The organism is Alteromonas sp. ALT199, from assembly GCF_018619335.1.
GTDB lineage: Bacteria > Pseudomonadota > Gammaproteobacteria > Enterobacterales > Alteromonadaceae > Alteromonas.
The window spans coordinates 1-21,266 of the sequence record NZ_JAHHDX010000101.1; the positions used below are offsets into that span (position 1 = coordinate 1).

Sequence of the window (21,266 nt, forward strand, 5' to 3'; positions counted from 1 at the left end):
GTTTAATATTTTATTCTGTACGTTGCTTTTAACAATTTCCAAAAACCTCAAACTTTTGCCGACTGAACAACCAGTGTTACTTTTTTGAAAATGACTGTAGAGAGGATTTCGCGTAGTTCAAATATACATTATATTTGAAACGGTTACTCCCTATAAAATGTATAACGGAGACCTCGTCACCAAAACTAGCGCCCTCTATTAACGGTTTAAACTCTGGAAAGCAAAAGTTCTGATATTTAGGCCAAGGGAGTACATTAAGTTTTTCACACAACGCAATCATGGTATTGCACGCAAACTGCTCTGTCCCCCATTCAAACCAACGCTCACCTAATATCGACTCCATTTCTTGGGAAAACTGAGATAGTTTATCTGTAAGTTCGGCTCCTTTAGGAAAACCGGTAAATGCTGCACACCCCCTTACATAACGGCTTAACTCTACCGACTTAATTTTTGCTAGTTGCCTTTCAGATTCAAACTGAATATTTTGACTACCGGATTTTGACGCATATTCCACTATTTCATTGATGCTAACTGGCTCCGGCCAATCCGGCGATGATGAAATGAAAGCACGATTGTTAATTATGCAATCGTTGATTTCCGGAATATCGTTTATTACAAGAATATCCGTATCAACTTGAATGACATAATAATCATTTGTAAGCTCCTGAATTCTGAGTAAACGTTCCCAACATCCGCCAGATGGGCAACCATGTCGGGCTATGTTCTCTATTTTTGTGATTGTTATTCCAGGAAACACATTGAATAGGATTTGATGGTGATCTTTCGTTAAACTTCCATCGTCAATTATTTCGATATTGACAGAACACGCTAATCTTCTAACCAAGGAGTGAATAGCAGCAATCCCCATATAGATAGCTTTTGCGTATAACTGGGTCATTACCGTAACTTCTGCACCGGAATTTGACTCGATAGGATCTAAATGTAAATAACCTTTCAGCACACGGTTTAAACGATGTTCTTGAACCTTCCTGGATACCTTTCCTTTAAAATCATTTAATTTCATTGACTTAATTACCTATACTAATAATATTTGACCAGCTCTTCACTATACATTCCCACTGGATGGTATCCGACAGGCCTTCTTTTACCTTCTCGACTACTTATGAACCACCCTCCCGCTTTATAATCAATGAAGTTATTTACTACGAAACTGTAACTACTAGACAAAAGGTATTTACTCTTCGTAGTAGCAAATTCACGCTTGATTAAGTAGAGGTTAAGCTTCATAAATTCTGCTTGAGCCCACCAAACAGGCTGCTTTTCAATCAAAGTTTTCCTGTAGTCAGCTCTTCCCCCTAAGCTACCTTCAGAGTCATTCCAGCCAACCGCTAATGCATATTCAACTAGCGAATTTGCTAGCGTCCGGTATTTAGGTTCAAGCCCTCTATCCACCGCAATATGAAACAAATACGCCCACTCTATTTGATGGCCTAGCTCAACATAACCACCGCTACTAATTGCCAGCGGCTGGTTAACGTTCTCATAATAATCTGCTATATAGCCCCTTTCTTGCATTAACGAAGTGGCGACAAAGTTCGCAATTATCTCTATATCCTGCCAAACAGTGCCGCTTTGGGTTACGTCATGTAAGGCTAGAAGTGCCTCAAGCAAATGCATTAATGCGTTTGTAGACCATGTTTCGTCATAAAGAGTACTTTCGGCACTGCTAACATTTTTGCTCTTGGCAAGCAAAAAGCCAGTCGCCAAATCACTTAACATCCACGTCGCCAAAGCCTTGTCTAAATATCGTTTTTCTCTTGAAACTTCGTAGGCATGTGACATGGCAAAAAGCGCAAATGCATTGTCATATTCCTTTGGCTGGCTGCGCTGTAAGAAGTTATCTCTATTAAGGCCAGCAAACCAGTTTGACGTCGACTCGTCATACATGTGGTCTATCATAAAATCAGCGCTTTTAGTCATTGCGATAAGATAACGATCATCGTTTGTGGCCTCAAAGCCTTTTGCGAAAATATACACTTGTCTAGCTTGCTGATATAACGCAATAGATTCGTTAGGCACCACCTTCCAATCCGCATCAAATGATTGTACTGCATAATTGTTATTGGTCATTGCCCAATCTAACCGTGGACTAATGATCTGCATCATTTGTGATTTGGCCAACGTTGCACTCAGTATGCCGCCCTTTTTTTCTGCTCGTGCATCACCGTAATGGACGACTAGAAAAAATAGGAATACCCAAGGAATAATCACTGTTATTTTCATCTAAAACTTCCGTGTTGATAAGGTAGGTGAATACAGCGCAACTAGCTGTTTTAGCCTGACTATATGATAGTGCTTTGATTTTGTCAGGAATAGTAAGAACAGAGCTGTATATATAGCCGAGAATGTAGCTAGAGAAGCACCAGTTTGCAAGACATAACTAGTTGATACAGAAGCGCTAGAAAACTCGTTAAAGCCAGTCAGCCAAATCGTAATAAACGCAAGCCCTGTAAGGGCTATAACGATGGTAACAAGTTTTAAAAGGGCTTTCAGTAAGTTCCAATGCCCGATAAATACCCATATCAACAAAACAAAAGATGTGAATAGGCCAGATAGCGCACGACACCAAGCTAACTCTGTTAACGTTGCGTTGTACAAAATCGCCATCATTAGTGTTAAGGCAACGACAGTTAACGACGCAACATCAAATAGAAACAAGAACCGTACTTTATCAAGGGCAATCAGTGCAGCTTCGAGTACCTGAACAACGCACCAATAAAAAAACAAAATCGATAGCACAGGTAGTAATTGCGCTGCCAGCTGCCATTTCTCTCCCAAAATTACATATACAATAGGTTTCGAATACAGAGCCAAAACAGCTAGAATAGGAAGACTAACCGAAACAACAACTAACAATGCAAATGCAACGTTGTTTAACAATTCACGTTTGTTTGCCCTATCATTTTTTAACACGGCGAGTAATGGCTCAATGGCCGGGCTGAGTAGATAATGCGCGGGCATCATGGCAAGATCGCGCGCCATATGGTAATTACCTAGCATTGAAGCGGTGAAGATTTTTGCAACTACTAATGTGTCTATTTGTGAGCGTGCATAACCTAATAGATGTTTGCCTAGCATCCATTGAGAAAAATGCCACTGCTTACCAACACACTTTAACGTAAAACGTGGTGCACCCTTCAGCATAAAAAACGAAAGCAGCAAACCAAACATCGCAATTAACACATCGGTTATAAGGAATGCCCAGTAATCGCCCAGTAAAAAAGCTAATGATATTAATAGGGGAAGCGCGAAAAGCCGCTCAAGAAAAGAAAGCCAAAATAAAGGTTTGAAACGAAGTTGCCGTTTTAGCAGCATTATTTTATGCGACTTAAGCGCTTGAAGCGGCAGAATAGTCGCGCTAAATATAATTGCACTACTTAACTGAGGTTTATCAAAAAATGAAGCAACACTACTTGCGCTTAAAACAAGTCCTATTGCTATCAACACTTTAAGTACTACATTCAATGTCCAAGCTGTATGTAAATCGTAAAATCCCACCCTACCCTTTTGCATAATGTATTGCTCGCCTGCAGCGTGCGAGAGAATATCAAAAAAATACAATGCCATACTTACTATAGCGATAAAGCCAAAATCTTCCGGAGTTAAAATACGCGCAACAATTACGGTACTAATAAGGCCAAGAGTTTTACCCAGTAATTTTGCGGCAACTGAAAAAAACGCACTGTTAATGAGCCTGTTAGCGTTTAGCATTTTTAAGGTTGCCGATACTGTCTTTTGGTATTTGGAAGTAAGGCACCAAAGAGTAGAAAGAAAAACCACATGTTGGTACGTGATGAATCTAAAGGGTCTCCAAATAAGCCAAAAGCAAACTGCCCAGCTAAAAATGCACTAAATATGGCTGCGGGTAAACTAAGCAACTGTTCTTTTGAGTTGAATGCAAGCGTAGCCGACACAATCAAAGCGACTATTAACAATGCACCTACAACGCCAAACTGGTACGCAAAACTCAAATATAAATTTTTAATGTGCCAGACTAAATGCTCAAAATCATAATAAAAGAACCAGAAGTCGCCCCCATCATCGAACGAATTATTCTTAAGAAGTTGTACGCCATCTGCATTAACCAGCGAAATAGACTCAATCGTTAAAGGAACATCGCCCGCTGTTGTTTTTATTGTAAGCGCACCAGGTAAGCCAAAAAAGGTGTCTTTGGTAGCGGTGAGCCCCATTAAATAGGTCTTACTCTCACCAGCGTTGGTTGGAGGTAGCGTTCGCCGTACTATATTTCCACAACCATGAGCCCAAAACTCAAAAATAATCATATTGCGCCTACACAGCGCTACCGCTACCTTGATCTCATCATTCGCTGTATAAGTCATTTCAAACAAATACGCGCCATTTGAATCAATTGGGGTTCTTTGCGTAAGCATCAGGTCTGAACCCGGTATAATCGTCAATACACCGGAATGCGGATCTATCTTAAAGGTACCAATTTTGTCTAGTTCTCCTTTGCCTGACAGCGCATAGTTGGTCGGCATGGTTCCTAATCCATGACCTAGTGCTATATCTATGGCACTCCATCTACCGCTATCGACAATACCTTGCCAATGATCCAGTCGCGTATTTAAGTCGCTAGCACTGGTTTCGGCTCGAATGTTTATTCGAGCGCCAGAAAAGGCTGCAGCCATTAATACCCCCACCAAAACCAATATAATTGTTTCGGTAATTAAGCGCGGTAACTCCAAAATGCCATTGCGCTTTATGACAAAAAGCGACGTGAACGCGACAAGTGGTAAGCTAACCGCAAAATAAAGTGCTGATTTAGATACCACAGTAGTATCAACCCACTGACTATTATTGAAACTATCAACATTGATATAAATAAAGCCTATAAAACTAATGATCGTTCCAATAAGTCTCATGAACAAATTAATGCCGCGTAGTTGGCTAAGTGCAATGGCTATTACATACAATAATCCTGCAGATAATTCAGCGTAGTAACCTGCATATTTATGTAGTGAGTAAACTGAATACACAAGAAGTAAATAAGCCCCAACATTTCCAATAACTAAACCGATGGACATATTGGAATGACGTATGCTGTTGGTAGCATCTGCATTAGACGTCGAACTGTCACGCCACTTTTCAAAAAAATAAAGAACACTAAATACAGCCATTGAGATAAAGCTTGCGGCATACGTGGCGCGAGTAAACCCCATTAATACGCAATACATAACCGCAACGACTGCTGCAATCGCAACAAACCGAGTTGTACTTTGTTTAAAGAAAAAACATGCGCCGAACGCAAGGGGCAGTAACGTAAGGTAAAGGCCATCAATGCTCTCACCTCCGGTATGCATGCCACTTACTATTCCCGTTGTTCTATACGCGGAACTTAGATTGAAAAAAGTGTTCACCTTAGTATAAATGTCTGTAGCCGAAAACAATGTTCCAAATACCAGCTTTTCCCACATCACAATTATAAATGACGCAAACGCAGCCAACATACTAGCTTGCAAAAGGTGCTTAAGCGCTCTCGTACTATTATTTCGCTTCTGTTGATTGAACGCCCACACCAACACTAATGCCCATACTAATCCCTTAAATATAACGAAGCCATTTAACGGCGAAACGTAAAAATTAACTGAGAGCGGCGCAAATACGTTAACCCAAGAAGAGTCAAATGATGTTAATAAACAATATACAACTAGTAATACGCTTAGAAGCAAGTGGTGCGACACCTCGTATTCATTGCGGTATTTAATGAAAAAATAAGCCCCAGTGATCGCGACAAATATGTCTAGTTCGTCTACTAAATATCGCCCAGTCCACGGTGCTAAATTTATTGCAAAAGTGGCAAACAAAAGCACATAGAGCCAAGTGAAACTGAAGTATCTTAAAGCAGCGATATAAGCTGAAGCCGTCACCAATAAGAAAATGTGGTGTGAAGGGAAAGTGAATAAGCCTACACATGCGAACAAAGCTAAAAGCGCTGCAAAAAATATAGGTATCAAATCATGAGGAGATGATAAGGCATTATTCATTCTGTTGCTTACTCCGTGCGATTAAACGGTTAATTAAATATTAATGCTGTAATTGCACAAAAGTTTGAACAAGCAACTTTAGATCATCGTCTTCAGACATTACTACCCACAATCTACCGCCGCTATTTTTGCCCGCTAGAACATTCACTGTTTGACGCAGTTTTGCCTGTATAGCGTTTGTGAACACAGTACCTTCAATCTCGTACCACTTTACTATGCTTAACGTTTTACCACTTAAAGAAACCACGTCGTAAACAACAAAATTGTATTGTTCTATGTTCAAGGTACGGGTGCCCCGCAATGAAAAACGTTCAGGGTCGAACACTCTGTGCAAATCACTTACCAACTCGTTATCTTTCTCACTGAACCAAGCTGTATGAACTTTTACCATACAATTTGTGCCCTCTACAAAAGCCTTTTCTTCCATATCTGGATTTTGAATTAGAGGGGTCCAAACACTTTGCTTGCATTTATCAGTTGTTACGCCACTGAGTGACGGCGAGGGAAATGCATTATTCTCTAAATTTGATATGTTCGCTACCCACAATACTGCTAAAGAACATGCAATTACCGCAACAAAAACAACTGAACGTTTCACGGCAACAGTCGGAGCAAGCAAAATCAAATTGAGCTTAGGTGTTGCTTGCTCTCTCATCAACTCCCCAATACCTAACAAACACACAATGACAAACGCAAAAAAGAACCAACCATATATAAGGTGATCGGCACCTGCGGCATGCTCCATGTCAGTCCAGTATGCTATAAGAATGATGCCATACACACGCACAATATTGGCTAATACTGGAAAAATTAGAGAAATCGCTACAAACACTGCTCTACGTTTAATCGAAACTAGATTCAGGTAAGCGTATAAGCTACCAATAACGAAACTAGCAATGAAGAAGCTAACGCCAGAACATGCCTCGGCCACCAAAAAACGCCCTTGCGGTATTTCAATGTACAAGCCGCTTCTAAAAAGTGGCACGCCAGTTGAACGTAACAGAACTACAGAACCGTCCGCTGCAATTTCTTGCAGATAAGGAATTAGTTGCTCGCCGACTGGAATACTAAACAGCATAAACACCAATGGGAACAGAATTGTTTTAGCGGCTTGAGTGCCTATTAATAACCAGATAAGAGCTGGCAATAGAGTAAATGTAGCTGCGTGTAAAAATAGCTGTATATCTCCAGCGACGCCGAAAACGTATAACAACAACGCTGGGATTACTATTATTAGCGCCAGTACACTTGTCCGTATAGGCTGGGCAAGTAACTCGTAGCGTTTCAGGTAAATAAGGTATAGAGCACCGGGAACGATAAAAAAGCAGTGGTTGAATATCTCATTTCCGTACCAAATTTCAACAGCGGTAGTAAGCCCCTGCCAACAAAATACTAACCACAAAAACAGTAATAAAAAGCTTGAAACGTAAAGGTCTCTGTTTTTAGCAAATGAAAAGTCGGCTAGGTTTTGCTGTTTATTATTCTGCTCTCCGCCATTGTCCATTCGCATTTCCTTATCTTTTTTTATTGTATTTTATAGCTTACTTTATTCCATAAGCTTCGCACATGCTTACCCAATTAAAGTCATTCAGCAGCTTTTTCACCTTACCTTCCATTCTTGAAAGATTTACGTAATGACGAGCTTTAGACTTCCATGGTGCAGAACTAAATCTTGGCTGATCTGCATCTATTTCCCAAGGATGAAAATAGAAACTGTATGGCGCACTTTCAGATTGCATGAACTCAGTAATGCGGCGTTTCGACAGCCAATAAGGATACAAGCGAAAATAACCTCCTCCGCCAATTCCTACATTGCTTCCTTTTTTACGAACGGTAGGAATAGGTATTTCAATAAGTCCATTGTCACGCTTGTACTTAAATCGCGGCCATTCAGGCACACCGTAAAGGTCATGACTAATTGGGTAAGTACTGGACGAATATGTAAAACCGAGGTCCTTAAGTATGTCGTAAGCCCACGTGTTCGAATCGTTGATAGAGAAACTAGGCGCTCTGTATCCTTTTAACGCCACACCGCCTATATCTTCAAGGATATCTTTACTTTGCTTAATATCATCGAAAAGTTCCTGCTCGCTCATGGTCGTAGCGCGCTGATGCGCTAACCCATGGCTCGCCAATTCATGACCTTCTCTTACTATTCGTTTTATTACGTCAGGACAGCGCTGCGCTACCCAGCCAAGTGTGAAGAATGTAGATTTTACGTTGTTCGTTGCGAATAAATCCAACAGCCTATGTGTGTTGTCTCCAACTCTAAGGCTAATGCTATCCCAATCTTTTTTATCAACCACACCTTCAAATGCAGAAACTTGAAAGTAATCTTCCACATCTACTGTCATAGCATTAAGACGATTATCTAATTTCATGATTAACGCCCTTTGCCAAACAATACGATTTCAACCGTACGAATAAGTATCAGGATATCCAACAGTAAACTCTGATGTTTTACGTAATAAAGATCGAATTTAAGCTTTTCCATAGAATCTTCAACGCTAGCGCCATAAGGATAGTTAAGCTGCGCCCAGCCGGCTAGACCAGGTTTAACATTGTGGCGCTGATTGTAATAGGGCACTTCGCGAACAAGTTGCTCTACAAATTGTGGCCTTTCTGGACGTGGTCCTATGAAGGCCATTTCACCTTTAAACACATTCAAAAGCTGTGGCAATTCATCAACACGATACTTTCTAATGAAGTGGCCAATACGAGTAACACGGTCATCGTTCTTGCTCGCCCACTTAGCCCCATCTTTTTCTGCATCCGGCCGCATACTTCTAAATTTTATTATCTTAAAAAGCTTGCCGTTAAGACCCACCCGTTCCTGCTTATAAAAAACAGATACACCTGTGCGTCTGCCATCATCACAGTAAATTATGAATGCTGTAACCAACATAATTGGCCAAACGAAGAGAAAGATAAAAAAGGCTAATATTGCATTAAGCGTATAGTCTAGTGCATCACGTAGGTAATTTTGGCTTTGGAAGCCATTGGAATAGATAACCCAACTCGGATACATTAAATTTACCACAATTTGCCCAGTTTCACGTTCCATGAAATCCAAAAGCTCTGTAACTTCTATACCTCTGAGTCTACAATCAAAAAGCACTTCTACAGGAAGAGTTCCTCGTCTTTGGTCACATGCAATGACTATTTCTTCAATTTCATTGTCTGTAATAAACTGTTGAAAACTCTCATCCACTTTTAGGTGGATTATTTTTTCTTTCTTAATTCCATCTTCACGATTGTCACCCGGAATAGGAACAAACCCAACTAATTCAAACCCTATTCTGTCTACGTCTCTGCGCATACGTTTTTCAATTATTGACGCTCTTTCACCGGCTCCCAAAACCAGTATGCGCACTTTACCAAGGCCCAGTAAGCCTAATCGATTTGTGAAATACCTAAAAACGACTAAAGTGATAATTATTGAACAAACCGAAGCTGGTAAAAAGTATGAGTCCATGACTAAGTCATCGAAAAACGCGCGACTCAATACTTCAACTAAAAAGTAGCTAAGGCCCACACTTACAAAAATCCGGCGAATAATTCCGCGGAAGGTTTCCCTTAATTTCGCTTCATACAACCCTACAGAAAGCGAGCATAATAGAATAGAAACGGTAAGCATTCCTACGTTTATAACTAGCTTTTCAACCGAAACGGTTGGCGACATTCCAATTTGCGTGAGAATAAAGTGAGAGATATAGCCCATATAAGCTATGAGTAACGCTTCTGTTATTACTAGTATATTTGAGCGTTTATTTTGATTGCGCTTGTTTACTGCCACCCCTGGCCCCCTAAAACTGCGGCGTTTTTCCCATCATAAAGGGATTTATTCCAATAGACTACAATTGATATTGGCATTATAGTGACATTTCCCGTAGGGTAAACGACAAAAGCCAACTATTAACCATAATGAGTGTAGGATGATCTCTTATGTTCCGCTTTAAAACGCTAGTTACATGCTGTGCCCCCATTTTATTTATTGGTCTTAACGGTTGTAGTAATACTGCGGCATTGCCCGAAGCAACCACTAGGCCCTCTTTAACGACCGACGTAAACGATTATCAGTACCTTATTGGCCCTGGCGATTCTTTGACTATATTTGTTTGGCGTAACCCAGAAGTGTCGGGCAATTTTATTGTGCGACCAGATGGAAAAGTTACCACATCGTTAGTCGAAGACATTGATGTAGCCGGCAGAACGCCTACTATGCTTGCTAGGGAAATTGAAGAACAACTTTCGGTTTATATAAATAACCCTAGGGTTACGGTCAGTGTAAACAACTTCGCAGGCCCTTTAAGTGAGCAAGTTCGCGTAATTGGTGAAGCTACAAACCCTAGCGCGGTAAGTTATTCCGAGCACATGACTCTGCTTGACTTAATGATAGCTGTAGGCGGGCTTACTGAATTTGCGGATGGAAATAACGCAAAATTAGTAAGAGTTGTTAGTGGAAAACAAAAAACCTTCGAAATAAACATTGATGATTTGATAAGAGACGGTGATATTTCAAAAAATATCGATATGTTGCCTGGTGATATTGTAATTATCCCAGAAGCATGGTTCTAGTTGTAAAGCAGTAAACGGAACAAATAATAAAATGCAGGACTTACAACAAACGCTAATCCAAATCCTTGATTATGTTAAAGGGGTATGGATTAAAAAGCGTTACGTGATTATTTTTTCATGGCTAATATGCCCTCTCGGCTTTTTATATGTCGCAAGCCTTCCCGATGTCTATTCATCTAAAGCTCAGGTATTCGTGGACACTCGCTCAGTGTTGCAGCCTTTGCTTCGCGGGCTTGCAATACAAACAAACCCTGATCAAGAAATTCAGATGATGGCTAAAACACTCCTGAGCAGAAGTAATGTAGAGAAAATTGCCAGGGAAAGTGATCTTGATATAACAACGCAAAATGAAGATGAGTTTGATGAACTAGTCAACGGGCTATCTAATAATATACAGTTGAATAAAACTGGTAGGGATAATATTTATAATATAACGTACTCCAACCAATCTCCAAATACAGCCCAGCGTGTAGTTCAAGAAACGCTAGACTTATTTGTGGAAGGCGCTCTGGGAAACAATAGGAAAGATACAGACACCGCAGGTAGGTTTTTGGATGAACAAATAGCGGAATATGAATCTAGACTATCAGAGTCCGAACAGCGTCTAGCTAATTTTAAGAGACAGTATAATGATATCTTACCACTAGCTGGGACATATTATTCAAATTTACAAACATTAAATAACGAGCTTGAATCTACTCGATTGCAGATAAAACAAACCCAGCAACAAGTTGATTCATTAAATAATCAAATCGGAAATGTAAAACGAGCTGACAGTTTTGGAGTTACCAATCAGAATGCCCCAGTTTTACAGACGAGATACGACGCGAGAATAAAGGCTCTTGAGGAAGAACTGGATAGGTTATCTCTCCGATTCACAGACCTTCACCCTGACGTTGTAGAAGCAAAAACTTTACTAGAAAGTCTTGAGAAGTCTAGGCAAAAAGAGATAGATGCTTTTTTAAATTCTGATGACAGCAATAATGCTCAACCTATGACTGAATTAAACCGAGAGATTAAGCTCGAAGCCAGTCGTTTAGAAAGCCAAATTGCATCTCTTCATGTTAAAGATAAAGATTTGCAGAGGAAAATTGCAGAGCTCGAAAGTAAAGTTGACCTAATCCCTCAGATTGAGGCTGAATCTTCTGCATTAAATAGAGATTATGATGTTACTAAGCGTAAATATGAAGAATTATTATCGCGAAAGGAGTCAGCAGATTTATCTCGTAGAGCTGATGTTTCAGCAGAAGACCTTCAATTTAGAATAATAGAGCCTCCGCTTCTTCCAAAGCGTCCTTCAGGTCCTAACAGGCTCATTTTTTATACTGCCGTTTTGATTATAGGTTTTGGCTCTGGAATTGGTATCGCATTTCTTATTAGCCAACTTAATCCAGTTTTAATAAGACCCAAGCAGTTACTCAATGTGTCTGATTACCCAATCTGGGGCACGGTCACTCATTTAAATATTGAGCAAATTAATAAAACTAACAGAACTCGACTCGTCGTATTCTTACTCTCTAGTGGTACTATTCTGGCAATGTACGGCGCATTAGTTGCAGCTGAAATTATGAATATAGATTTATTTGGAGGGCTTCTTTAATGAAAAATACTATTGAGAAAGCACTTCAAAAGCAAAAAGAAGCGAAAGCAGCAAAGCAAAACGAAATAGTCGGAGAACAGCTAGGAAACGCAGTGCCTCCAAATGTACCCGAAGACTCTAAGGTTACAATTGATAAGCCTAAGACTGCCGAACTAGAGCCGCCTGCTGAAACAGTTGTTGCTGAAGAAAAGGAATTTACCAATAAAAAATCTCCTCTCGACGAATTTGTTATAGATTTCGCACGCCTCGATAAAAATGGGCATATCTCATTGAATGGTGAGCGCAAGCAAATTAACGAAGAGTACCGAGAAATAAAGCGTAAACTTTTAGCAAATTCTTTCGGGTCTCTTGCAAAAACGCTTCATAACCCGAACATTATCATGGTTACTAGTAGTCGCCCTTCTGAAGGAAAGACCTTTACAGCCACGAACTTAGCAATGAGTATAGCATCAGAACAGGATAAAACTGTTTTGCTTGTGGATGCCGACGTACTTAAGCCTAATGTACTAAACACCTTAGGGTTAGACCGCCAAAAGGGGCTGATGGAATATTTGACTGGGGATGTTGACGATATTTCAGATGTGTTATACCCCACCAACATCGACAAGCTAAAGATAATTCCCGCAGGAAAGTCTCATCATTTGTCTACAGAACTGTTAGCAAGCCAAAAAATGCATGACACTGTAAACGAATTTGCTAATAGATACCCTGATCGAATTGTTATTTTCGACACCCCCCCACTTATTGGGATAAACGAGAGTGCTATCCTAGCTAATTTTGCAGGTCAGGCAGTAGTTGTAGTAGAGGAAGGTAAAGCGAAAATAGGCGATATTAAGATGTCTGTGGAGCGACTGAACCCAGACATGGCAATAGGGTTTGTAGTGAACAAATCTGTACATAATGACACCGATGGAAGCGGATATTATGGGTACTATTACTCAGAGCGCAGTGAATAGGCGTAACACTATGCCTAAAAGTAGAATTATAAAGCCGACACTTGTTGCAGCAGCGGTTGCAACAAGTCTGCCTGCTTTCGCAAAACTCAACGTCAACGCTGTAGCCACTGCCGATACCATTTACCAAAGTATAGATACCGAGGAGAACGGTAATCGTTCACTTACAACGGTGACTATCGCGCCAAAAGTAAATGCGACTTATCAAACAAGAACCTTTCAAGCGCTATGGTCTGGTACCTACACCCATCTTGAAAGAGATAACGACGATGCTAGCCAGCGCCAAGATTACGCTGAGTACAGCTATTCCGCGCAGTGGGTACCTTTTGAGAACCTATTATCTTTTCAAGCAGCTGGCGCTTTAAACTACCAAAACACTAGTTCCGCTAACTTCTTAGTGAGTGATTTTATTGCAAACTCTGACAGTTTAGCAAAAACACGCTCTAACAGAATCTCATCTACGCTAACCCTTGACCAAGGTGATTGGGTAAGAGGGCAAGGCACGGCGTCATACTCCGACACCGCATCTGAGCGCTCTTTAACTAACAACAACGCTTTAGACAATGACAGTTATCAACTTACTGGTAACTTAATTAATGGTGATGAAGCAAAGTACTTCATCTGGTCAGTGACCGGCACTTATCAAAATACCGAGCGAGGCCAGACAAACAGTGGTGATTTTAAGTCTAGAACCGGTGATGGTTATATAGACACTCGAATATACGGTGACTGGGCGTTTCGTTTAACCGCAAGGCATGAAGCCAACCAAATCTCAGACAGGGACGATACTGCTAGCTTAGTTAGAGAGTTTAATTCTTATGGTGCAGGTTTAACTTATCGCCAAGCTGAAAATCGTTATATATCCGTAACGGCTAATAAAAGCGATTCAGATTTAGAAGAAGATGACAACGAGACCTTCATTGGTATCGATATGCAGTGGGCGCTGAGCACCCGAACTCGCATCGCTGCCACATACGGACGTCGTTTTTATGGGAAGGCCGCATCAGCAAGCATTGGCTATAACTCTAAATATTTGCGCACCTCGTTCAGTTATACGGAAGAAGTTACAAACACATCTCGTCTACTAGCTGACCCCGAAAATTTAGGCGTATTCGTTTGCCCTACGGCAACAACATCCATCGCCGACTGCTTTCAGCCAAATAGCTTATCCTATACGCCAAACGCCGGCGAGCAACTGGTCCAGATTACGTCTCAAAACTTGGAATTCGACGACAATATTATTTTAAGAAAGAGTTCGAATTTTCAAGCTGGGTACGATTTTTCGAGAGTTACCCTCGCTTTTTCCTGGCGCTACTCTGAAGATGACTACCTAGACGAAGATAGGCTTAGGCGCACCTATTCTTTAGGTACAAACCTAGCCTATAAAATTGGTAGCTACACCAACATTACTAGCAGCATCAGATATGCGAACATCACAGGTCTAGGGGCGGAAGAAAGCTTTAGAGGTGAGAGTGAGAACTGGAACGCATCTATTGGTTTAGAAAGAGAGTTCGGACGCCGGTTGAAGGCAAGTATTGATGCTAGGTACCTTAAACAAGAAGGTGATTTAAACACGGGAATATCTCAATTTGGCAATAACTATACCGACAGGCGCTTGAGTGCTTCTATCACTTATACGTACGACTAACCGTAATACCTAAGTACAATCGGATTACTAGTAAACATTAAAATAGCCTAACTCTATTTGAGCAAAAACGCCTCTAAGAGGCGTTTTTTGATCTTACTCAGTGATATTACGATGAAAAATTGAAACATCACTCTTTCTTATCATCACTTTTAAGCCGTACATAGGTTTTAAACTTCTTCTTCATAAGTTTATCTACGTATTGCGTCATTTTCACTTTCTGTGAAATAGCATCATCTAACGCGTCTACCAACTCGGCTAACATATCCAAGTAGTACTTAGTATCGCGTATAACATTCCCTTTTGGCGTCATAATTGTTTGGCTTTCAGGGTGGTCAGCAAAGCCCATATGTTCGGTCACTTCCGCGCCAGTTTTGTCTGGCTCAAACATTTCAGCTTTCACTTCTTCAATAACTTCGTTTACCGCATCAGCATCGAAGCTCTCTAGCTCTTCTAAAAAGCCATAAAGCATTATCCTATCCATAAGGGTATTAATCTTACGAGGTATGCCCCGAGAGAACATGTGGATGCGTTCTAACGCTTCGTCGCTAAATAGCGCAGACCCATTCCACCCCGCGTGATGCAAACGATATTCAATGTATTCTTTGCACTCTTCTAACGAAAGTGGAGCAAGGTGGCAAGATGCAACAATACGCTGTCTAAACTGCTCCATATTCGGGGCACGAAGTATAGGCTGCAGTTCTTCCTGCCCAAGCAGGAAGCTCTGAATAAGTGGCTTCCCGTTTAGCTGAAAATTACTCAGCATTCTAAGCTCTTCGATGGTTTCAAGCGGAAGATTCTGCGCTTCATCAACCAACAGCAGAGCGCGTCGCCCTGCTTTATTTAAGTCATACAAGAAAATCTCTAAAGCTTTTAAAATATCGGCTTTAGAACGGCCTTCAGTAGGAACATCGAACTTAGACGCTACCATCTTTACCAGTTCATCTGGCGAAAGTTTTGGCGTTACGATTTGCGCTGCCGCAATATCATCTTCAATCTCTTCCAGTAGGCTGTTGGCAACCGTGGTTTTACCCGTACCAATTCCACCGGTAATAACAATAAACCCTTCTGCCTGAGAAAGGCCATATTGCAGATAAGACATAGCTCGTTTGTGCCACTTACTTGCGAAGAAAAACTGAGGATCTGGGGTTAACTGAAACGGTTTCGAGTTAAGTCCGTAATAACTTTCGTACATGCAATTTACCGTTATTCCATTTAAGACTGTGCGTTCAAAAAAACAAACGTAATATTGTTGGCATTCGAAGCGGCGCTTGGCTATTTTTTATATGGTAACCAACTACGCGCCATTCTCGAAGTATTATCTCGCTATTTAATTACACTCTAGCGCAGTTTGTTTTGGGTAATGCGCTCAATGATAGCTGTGATAGTCACTCCATCTTTGAACGTCAACACGTTAACTACTTCGCCATTCGCCAGTACTTCAACACCGCCAGCAATTTCTTTCATCTTATAGTCGCAGCCTTTTACCAATACATCTACAAGCAATCGAGCGATAACACGCTAAGGAGTATTTTCTTCAAATAGCAACAGTAAGCGTTGATACTAGGGTATCACCTGCCCCTTTACGTCATAAACATCTTTTGCTTTGGATGGTAGGTAAAGCTCGGTGTTGTCGCGTCCAAATAAGGTCATGCCGTCTTGGGAACGCGTAACTAACAGTGCATTTAACGCTAACTTTTCTTTTAGTTATAGCGCTTTACTAACAAGTAGTTTGTTCACCCTCTATTGAACTCACAATAAGCATTTTTGCTTTACTAAAATCTGGTAATATCACGCTAAGAGTAACTTTTTAGACAATGAGTACATTGGCACAGAGTATAACAGCCAAGACAGGCAATACCCACCAACTAAGCCTTAATACCCTATGGTATCTTTATATGGTCGAGAACAAGCTTGGGCAAATTTATACGGGTATCACAACCGACCCTAAACGCCGTATAGCCCAGCATAGGGGGCAACTAAAAGGCGGAGCAAAGGCGCTTAAAGGCAAGTCACCGTTAATCTTCAGGGCAGTATTTGAAGTTGCCGACAAAGCTCAGGCTGCGAAGCTTGAATATGCAGTTAAGCAAATGAGTCGCCTTCAGAAAGACAGAATCATTCAAAAAAAACAGCTTAACGAGCTGCTGTGTGTAAAATCTACGTTCGAGGATTGAGCATCTGGCAACGACCTAGTTGCCAGACATTGTATTTTGGTAGTGTCCATTCCTAAGTATTTAAACGCTTGGGAAATCTGAAAGGTTCCAAGCCCTAACCACCTAAAACCCCATTGATGATCATGGCGTTACCAATGCTTAGTGTGAACCCCAAAGCCGCCACTCCAACATTGTGCTGCTGGTCTACTTCTCTTCGGAAATTCATGCCAAAAAGAATAATCTTTTTATTAACTAGAACCAGTAAATGAAGTGCAATGGTTAAACCTACACTAACAATTAACCACCCCGTCACGTTACTTACATAGCCAGATGGATTATAAACAAGAAGGTTCTTTGCTGCCGACACAATCATAGCTGTACTTAGTAGGTTGCCGCTATGCTCGATAGCGAGCGCTAACTGCCCTTTCTCTAGTGCTCCCTGAAACGAGTCATTTTGATTATCGCGTGCGTACCTAAACTCTAAAATGCGGGTCATAACAAGTAGCATGGTCAGTACAACAGAAAAGCCCGTTGCAATAGCGATAAGTGCATTCATATCACTACCATCTACCCAAATCATAATATTTCGAAGCACAATAGCGCTAGCAACCAAACTCGCCGCATCAACAAGTGCAACACTTACGCTTCGATCTGCAATCATTGCTTGTGTGTCTACTTTGTTTAGTACCAATTTATCGTGGGCGAAGCGACCAAATTTCACTAGTATAATGCCCACAATACCAAAGGTAACCATTCCAATTGCAGCTTCTTGATACCCAGCACCTAAATGGCGGCCTACTACTGAACTTAGCACTATACATAGAGACAACATGCCCCCGGCAATGCTGATCCCAAATGCAAAGTTATCTTTAACGCCAAGCTCTTCTGTTACTGAGTATTTTCTAAATGCGCCTGTCAGCCATTTCATAATCATCAGTAGCACTAACGCTATAGCCACATCCATGGCAAGGTAAATTAAAAGTTCCTGCGTTAGGGGTACTAGTTTTAATAAGGCTTCCACGTTATCTTTGCTCCTTGAACATACGAAGTTCTTTGCTGCTTTCCCTCTTCAACTTAGTGTCGTCATGGTAGTAACGAACTGGAAACAACATCCATCTTTGTAAAACTTGTACAAATATGGCAACGAACTTGTTCATATTTATTTTAATAAAGGTCTGCTTATATTATCAATTCTATATAAAGAGATAGAGAACTAGCAGGCATTGAATACTATCGAGAAAAACTCTGGGTATTCATTAATTTAACACGAGTGTTATCTCTTAAGATGCGAGCATTATGCCAACAGACAACGAAAATAGCATGACAAACATAGAGCTGGCAGAAAAATTCTGGAAGCAATTATTAACAGCCCCAGACATTTCTACAGCAGACAAAGCCTTAGCCGAAACTCACCGCGCGACGCTTTTTAGCGCTTTTTCTCGCTCAGCTTTTTTAGCTGAAACATTGATACAAAAGCCTGCGATGATCTCAAGAGTCATTGAGCCTGCCCCCAATTTAATTTGTGACTCAATACAACAAAACCAGGCACAGCAAAGTCTAGAATCAAGAAAAGAGCCAAATGAAGGGGCCTCATCCGAGTTTTATTTTAACGCCGAATTGAGCGCTATTCTTGAGACGACAAAAAGCGAAGACGATTTATTGAGAGTACTTCGTGAATACCGAAATCAAGAGATGGCGCGAATTACGTTCTTAGATGTACTTAATAAACAGGACATCGAAACCTCACTAGCACAAGTTTCAGCATTGGCCGACGCACTGATAACCAGGGCTTACCATTGGATTTACAAGCATTTGGCTCATCGTTATGGTACTCCGCAGAGCAGTAGCCAAGATATGCATATGTATATTCTTGGTATGGGTAAACTCGGCGGGCGAGAGCTCAACTTTTCGTCAGACATTGATTTAATTTTTGCTTACCCAGAAAAAGGGGAAATCAATGGAAGTCGTAAAGCGATAGAACATCAACAATTTTTCACAAAACTCGCCCAAAAGCTTATTCAAGCGTTGAATAAGGTAACCAACGATGGGCAAGTATACCGCGTTGATATGCGCTTACGTCCGTTTGGTGATTCTGGCCCCTTAGTAATGCATTTCGCAGCTGTCGAAGACTATTATCAGGACCAAGGCCGGCATTGGGAACGCTTTGCTATGGTTAAAGCGCGGGTCATAAATGATGACAATTCAGACAATGTAAAATGGCTAAAGAGTATTCTGCATCCGTTTACATTTAGGCGCTATCTAGATTTCACGACGCTTGATGCGCTGCGCAACATGAAAAAGCTTATTGCTACTGAAATTCGCAGGCGACGCTTGAGTAACAATATAAAACTTGGTGCAGGCGGCATTCGAGAGGTAGAGTTTTTTGCCCAGAGTTTTCAGCTTATTCACGGTGGTCGTGAGCCTGCTTTACAAAGTAAGTCATTACTTCGCACCTTAGATGTTTTGAGTGAGTTAGATATTGTAGAGAACGACGTAACGCAGCAACTTAAGCAAGACTACTTTTTACTGAGAAAAGTAGAACACACGTTACAACAAAGCCAAGACCGTCAGACTCAAACATTGCCAGAGGAGCCTTGGCAGAAAGCTGCACTAATCGATGTCATGGGTTTTAACACTTACAGTGAGTTTTTAACGCAGCTAGACGATGCCATGGCGCGAATTCATGGTCATTTCAATGAGCTAGTTGAAGAATCTCATGACACACATTCAGACGAAGACCAGCTATTTACTGCATGCCAAGATGCGTGGCGCCTTTCGTTGCAAGAAGAAGAGTTTGCTGAAACCTTTAGCGATCACCTCTCTTTGAAAGACACTAAAGAAATTTTCGCTATCCTTGTCGCTTTTAAAGAGAAACAAAGAAACTATCGTATAGGTCAAAGAGGCGAAGATACGCTTAACAAGCTTCTTCCCGAAATATTGTATGTATTAATTAACCAACATCCTAATCATACGGCTCAGGTACTAAGCCGCTTACTTGGCGTAATCGAGGCAATTACCGGTCGCACAACGTATCTTGATCTGTTGCTAGAAAACCCAGATGTACTTAAACAGTTGGTAAGACTTTGCGAGAGAAGCGACTGGATTGCTCAAGAAATTAAGCGGTTCCCGCTGCTGCTAGACGAACTCCTTACCCCGCTATATTTAGGGCAGCAAAATACAGACATTCAAACCAGTAAGCAGGAATACCAGCTGGAACTACGTGAAACAATGTTACGAATAGAGCAGGATGACGTGGAAATGCTGATGGACGGGCTGAGGCAGTTCAAGCTCTGTCAACAACTTCGCATCGCTGCCAGTGACATCAGTGAGTCCCTTCCGATTAATAACGTGAGTGATAAACTTACCGTATTAGCAGAGGTCATCTTAGAACACGTAGTAAATGCAGCGTGGGTGCAAATGCGACAACGCTATGGCGCCCCTTCGCATCTTGAAGGTAACAACAAGGGCTTTGCCGTTATAGGCTACGGTAAATTAGGTGGATACGAGTTGGGATACGGCTCGGACTTAGATTTAGTTTTTTTACACAATGCGCCACGCACGAGCGTTACCGACGGGAAAAAATCTCTTGAAGCTCAGCAGTTCTATATAAAACTAGCACAGCGCATTATGCACCTTCTCAATACAAAAACACTGTTTGGACAACTTTATGAAACCGACCTACGTTTACGTCCCTCTGGCAACGCCGGGTTGTTGTGTTGCCACATTGACGGTTTTGAAAAATACCAGGTAGAAGAAGCATGGACGTGGGAGCATCAAGCCTTAGTGAGAGCAAGAGCTATTTATGGAGATGAATCACTTTTAGGTGATTTTAGACGTGTAAGACATACAATCCTTTGTCAGACGAGAGATTCAAAAACACTGTCTGATGATGTGCGTAAAATGCGGATTAAGATGCGCGAGCATCTTCTATCAAAAGACACTAAAAAAGTCGATTTAAAACAGTGTGAAGGCGGCATTACCGACATTGAGTTCATGGCCCAGTACCTTGTTCTCGCTAATGCTCAAACAGTTGTTGAAATGACGGAATTTCCAGACAATCTTCGGATTTTCGAGGTCGCAACTAAGGCAAACATTATTGACGCCAAGACTGCCCAGAAGCTTCAAAATGCGTACCTGCGGCTTCGAGAGCAGTATCATCACCTAACCCTTGCCGACACTAAATATGCTGACCAAAGTGAAGAGTTAGATGTTATACGTGAACAAGTAAGACAACATTGGCATACGCTGTTTGGCAAACCCGCAGAGTAAGTAAATTGCTATCATTTCGCTAGCCATTGGCGCTATAAACTG

16 protein-coding genes are annotated in these 21,266 nt (G+C 41.2%); 6 read left to right on the top strand and 10 right to left on the bottom strand.

The window, feature by feature from the left end; genetic code table 11:
• Positions 1–76: 76 nt before the first annotated feature.
• The 7 genes from KL866_RS11130 to KL866_RS11160 are packed head-to-tail and all read right to left on the bottom strand — an operon-like array spanning position 77 to position 9,822.
• Positions 77–1,024, bottom strand: coding sequence for a hypothetical protein (locus KL866_RS11130; RefSeq protein ID WP_214995068.1), 948 nt, complete (start codon positions 1,022–1,024; stop codon positions 77–79).
• 17 nt (positions 1,025–1,041) lie between these two features.
• Positions 1,042–2,244, bottom strand: coding sequence for an AGE family epimerase/isomerase (locus KL866_RS11135; RefSeq protein WP_214995070.1), 1,203 nt, complete (start codon positions 2,242–2,244; stop codon positions 1,042–1,044).
• Positions 2,245–3,732: an oligosaccharide flippase family protein gene (locus KL866_RS11140; RefSeq protein WP_214995072.1), complete on the bottom strand. Its 1,488-nt coding sequence runs from the start codon at positions 3,730–3,732 to the stop codon at positions 2,245–2,247. It lies immediately after the preceding gene.
• A 2-nt stretch (positions 3,733–3,734) separates the two neighbouring features.
• Entirely contained in the window at positions 3,735–6,026 is a 2,292-nt protein-coding gene (locus KL866_RS11145) for a hypothetical protein (RefSeq protein ID WP_214995074.1), read from the bottom strand.
• Between the two features lie 40 nt (positions 6,027–6,066).
• Positions 6,067–7,530, bottom strand: a complete 1,464-nt coding sequence (gene xrtA, locus KL866_RS11150) for an exosortase A (protein ID WP_214995082.1) — start codon at positions 7,528–7,530, stop codon at positions 6,067–6,069.
• A gap of 37 nt (positions 7,531–7,567) precedes the next feature.
• Positions 7,568–8,407, bottom strand: a complete 840-nt coding sequence (locus tag KL866_RS11155) for an XrtA system polysaccharide deacetylase (protein WP_214995084.1) — start codon at positions 8,405–8,407, stop codon at positions 7,568–7,570.
• Between the two features lie 2 nt (positions 8,408–8,409).
• Entirely contained in the window at positions 8,410–9,822 is a 1,413-nt protein-coding gene (locus tag KL866_RS11160; RefSeq protein ID WP_214995086.1) for a TIGR03013 family XrtA/PEP-CTERM system glycosyltransferase, read from the bottom strand.
• A 149-nt stretch (positions 9,823–9,971) separates the two neighbouring features.
• Here KL866_RS11160 and KL866_RS11165 point away from each other — a divergent pair, with 149 nt between their 5' ends.
• From KL866_RS11165 to KL866_RS11180, 4 genes are read left to right on the top strand one after another with little or no spacing between them, the layout of a single operon-like run.
• A complete protein-coding gene (locus KL866_RS11165) occupies positions 9,972–10,604 on the top strand; it encodes an XrtA/PEP-CTERM system exopolysaccharide export protein (protein ID WP_214995088.1) in 633 nt (210 codons plus the stop codon).
• Positions 10,605–10,635: 31 nt separating this feature from the next.
• Complete coding sequence (locus KL866_RS11170; protein WP_214995090.1) at positions 10,636–12,204, top strand: XrtA system polysaccharide chain length determinant; 1,569 nt, start codon at positions 10,636–10,638, stop codon at positions 12,202–12,204.
• Positions 12,204–13,160, top strand: a complete 957-nt coding sequence (locus KL866_RS11175; RefSeq protein ID WP_214995092.1) for an XrtA-associated tyrosine autokinase — start codon at positions 12,204–12,206, stop codon at positions 13,158–13,160. The genes KL866_RS11170 and KL866_RS11175 overlap by 1 nt, the downstream gene beginning before the upstream one ends.
• Positions 13,129–14,805 carry a TIGR03016 family PEP-CTERM system-associated outer membrane protein gene (locus KL866_RS11180; RefSeq protein ID WP_214995093.1) on the top strand — a complete coding sequence of 559 codons (1,677 nt, stop codon included), beginning with the start codon at positions 13,129–13,131 and terminating at the stop codon, positions 14,803–14,805. The genes KL866_RS11175 and KL866_RS11180 overlap by 32 nt, the downstream gene beginning before the upstream one ends.
• Before the next feature lie 127 nt (positions 14,806–14,932).
• Here KL866_RS11180 and KL866_RS11185 read toward each other — a convergent pair whose 3' ends face one another.
• Complete coding sequence (locus KL866_RS11185) at positions 14,933–15,997, bottom strand: XrtA/PEP-CTERM system-associated ATPase (RefSeq protein ID WP_025255992.1); 1,065 nt, start codon at positions 15,995–15,997, stop codon at positions 14,933–14,935.
• 146 nt (positions 15,998–16,143) lie between these two features.
• Positions 16,144–16,269, bottom strand: a complete 126-nt coding sequence (locus KL866_RS20480; protein WP_285801320.1) for a hypothetical protein — start codon at positions 16,267–16,269, stop codon at positions 16,144–16,146.
• A gap of 359 nt (positions 16,270–16,628) precedes the next feature.
• Here KL866_RS20480 and KL866_RS11195 point away from each other — a divergent pair, with 359 nt between their 5' ends.
• A complete protein-coding gene (locus KL866_RS11195) occupies positions 16,629–16,976 on the top strand; it encodes a GIY-YIG nuclease family protein (RefSeq protein WP_025255993.1) in 348 nt (115 codons plus the stop codon).
• Between the two features lie 94 nt (positions 16,977–17,070).
• On the opposite strand, the gene KL866_RS11200 is transcribed toward KL866_RS11195, so the two are convergent.
• Positions 17,071–17,976: a DUF350 domain-containing protein gene (locus KL866_RS11200; protein ID WP_214995096.1), complete on the bottom strand. Its 906-nt coding sequence runs from the start codon at positions 17,974–17,976 to the stop codon at positions 17,071–17,073.
• Between the two features lie 275 nt (positions 17,977–18,251).
• Here KL866_RS11200 and glnE point away from each other — a divergent pair, with 275 nt between their 5' ends.
• Entirely contained in the window at positions 18,252–21,224 is a 2,973-nt protein-coding gene (glnE, locus tag KL866_RS11205) for a bifunctional [glutamate--ammonia ligase]-adenylyl-L-tyrosine phosphorylase/[glutamate--ammonia-ligase] adenylyltransferase (RefSeq protein WP_214995098.1), read from the top strand.
• The last annotated feature ends 42 nt before the right edge of the window (positions 21,225–21,266 follow it).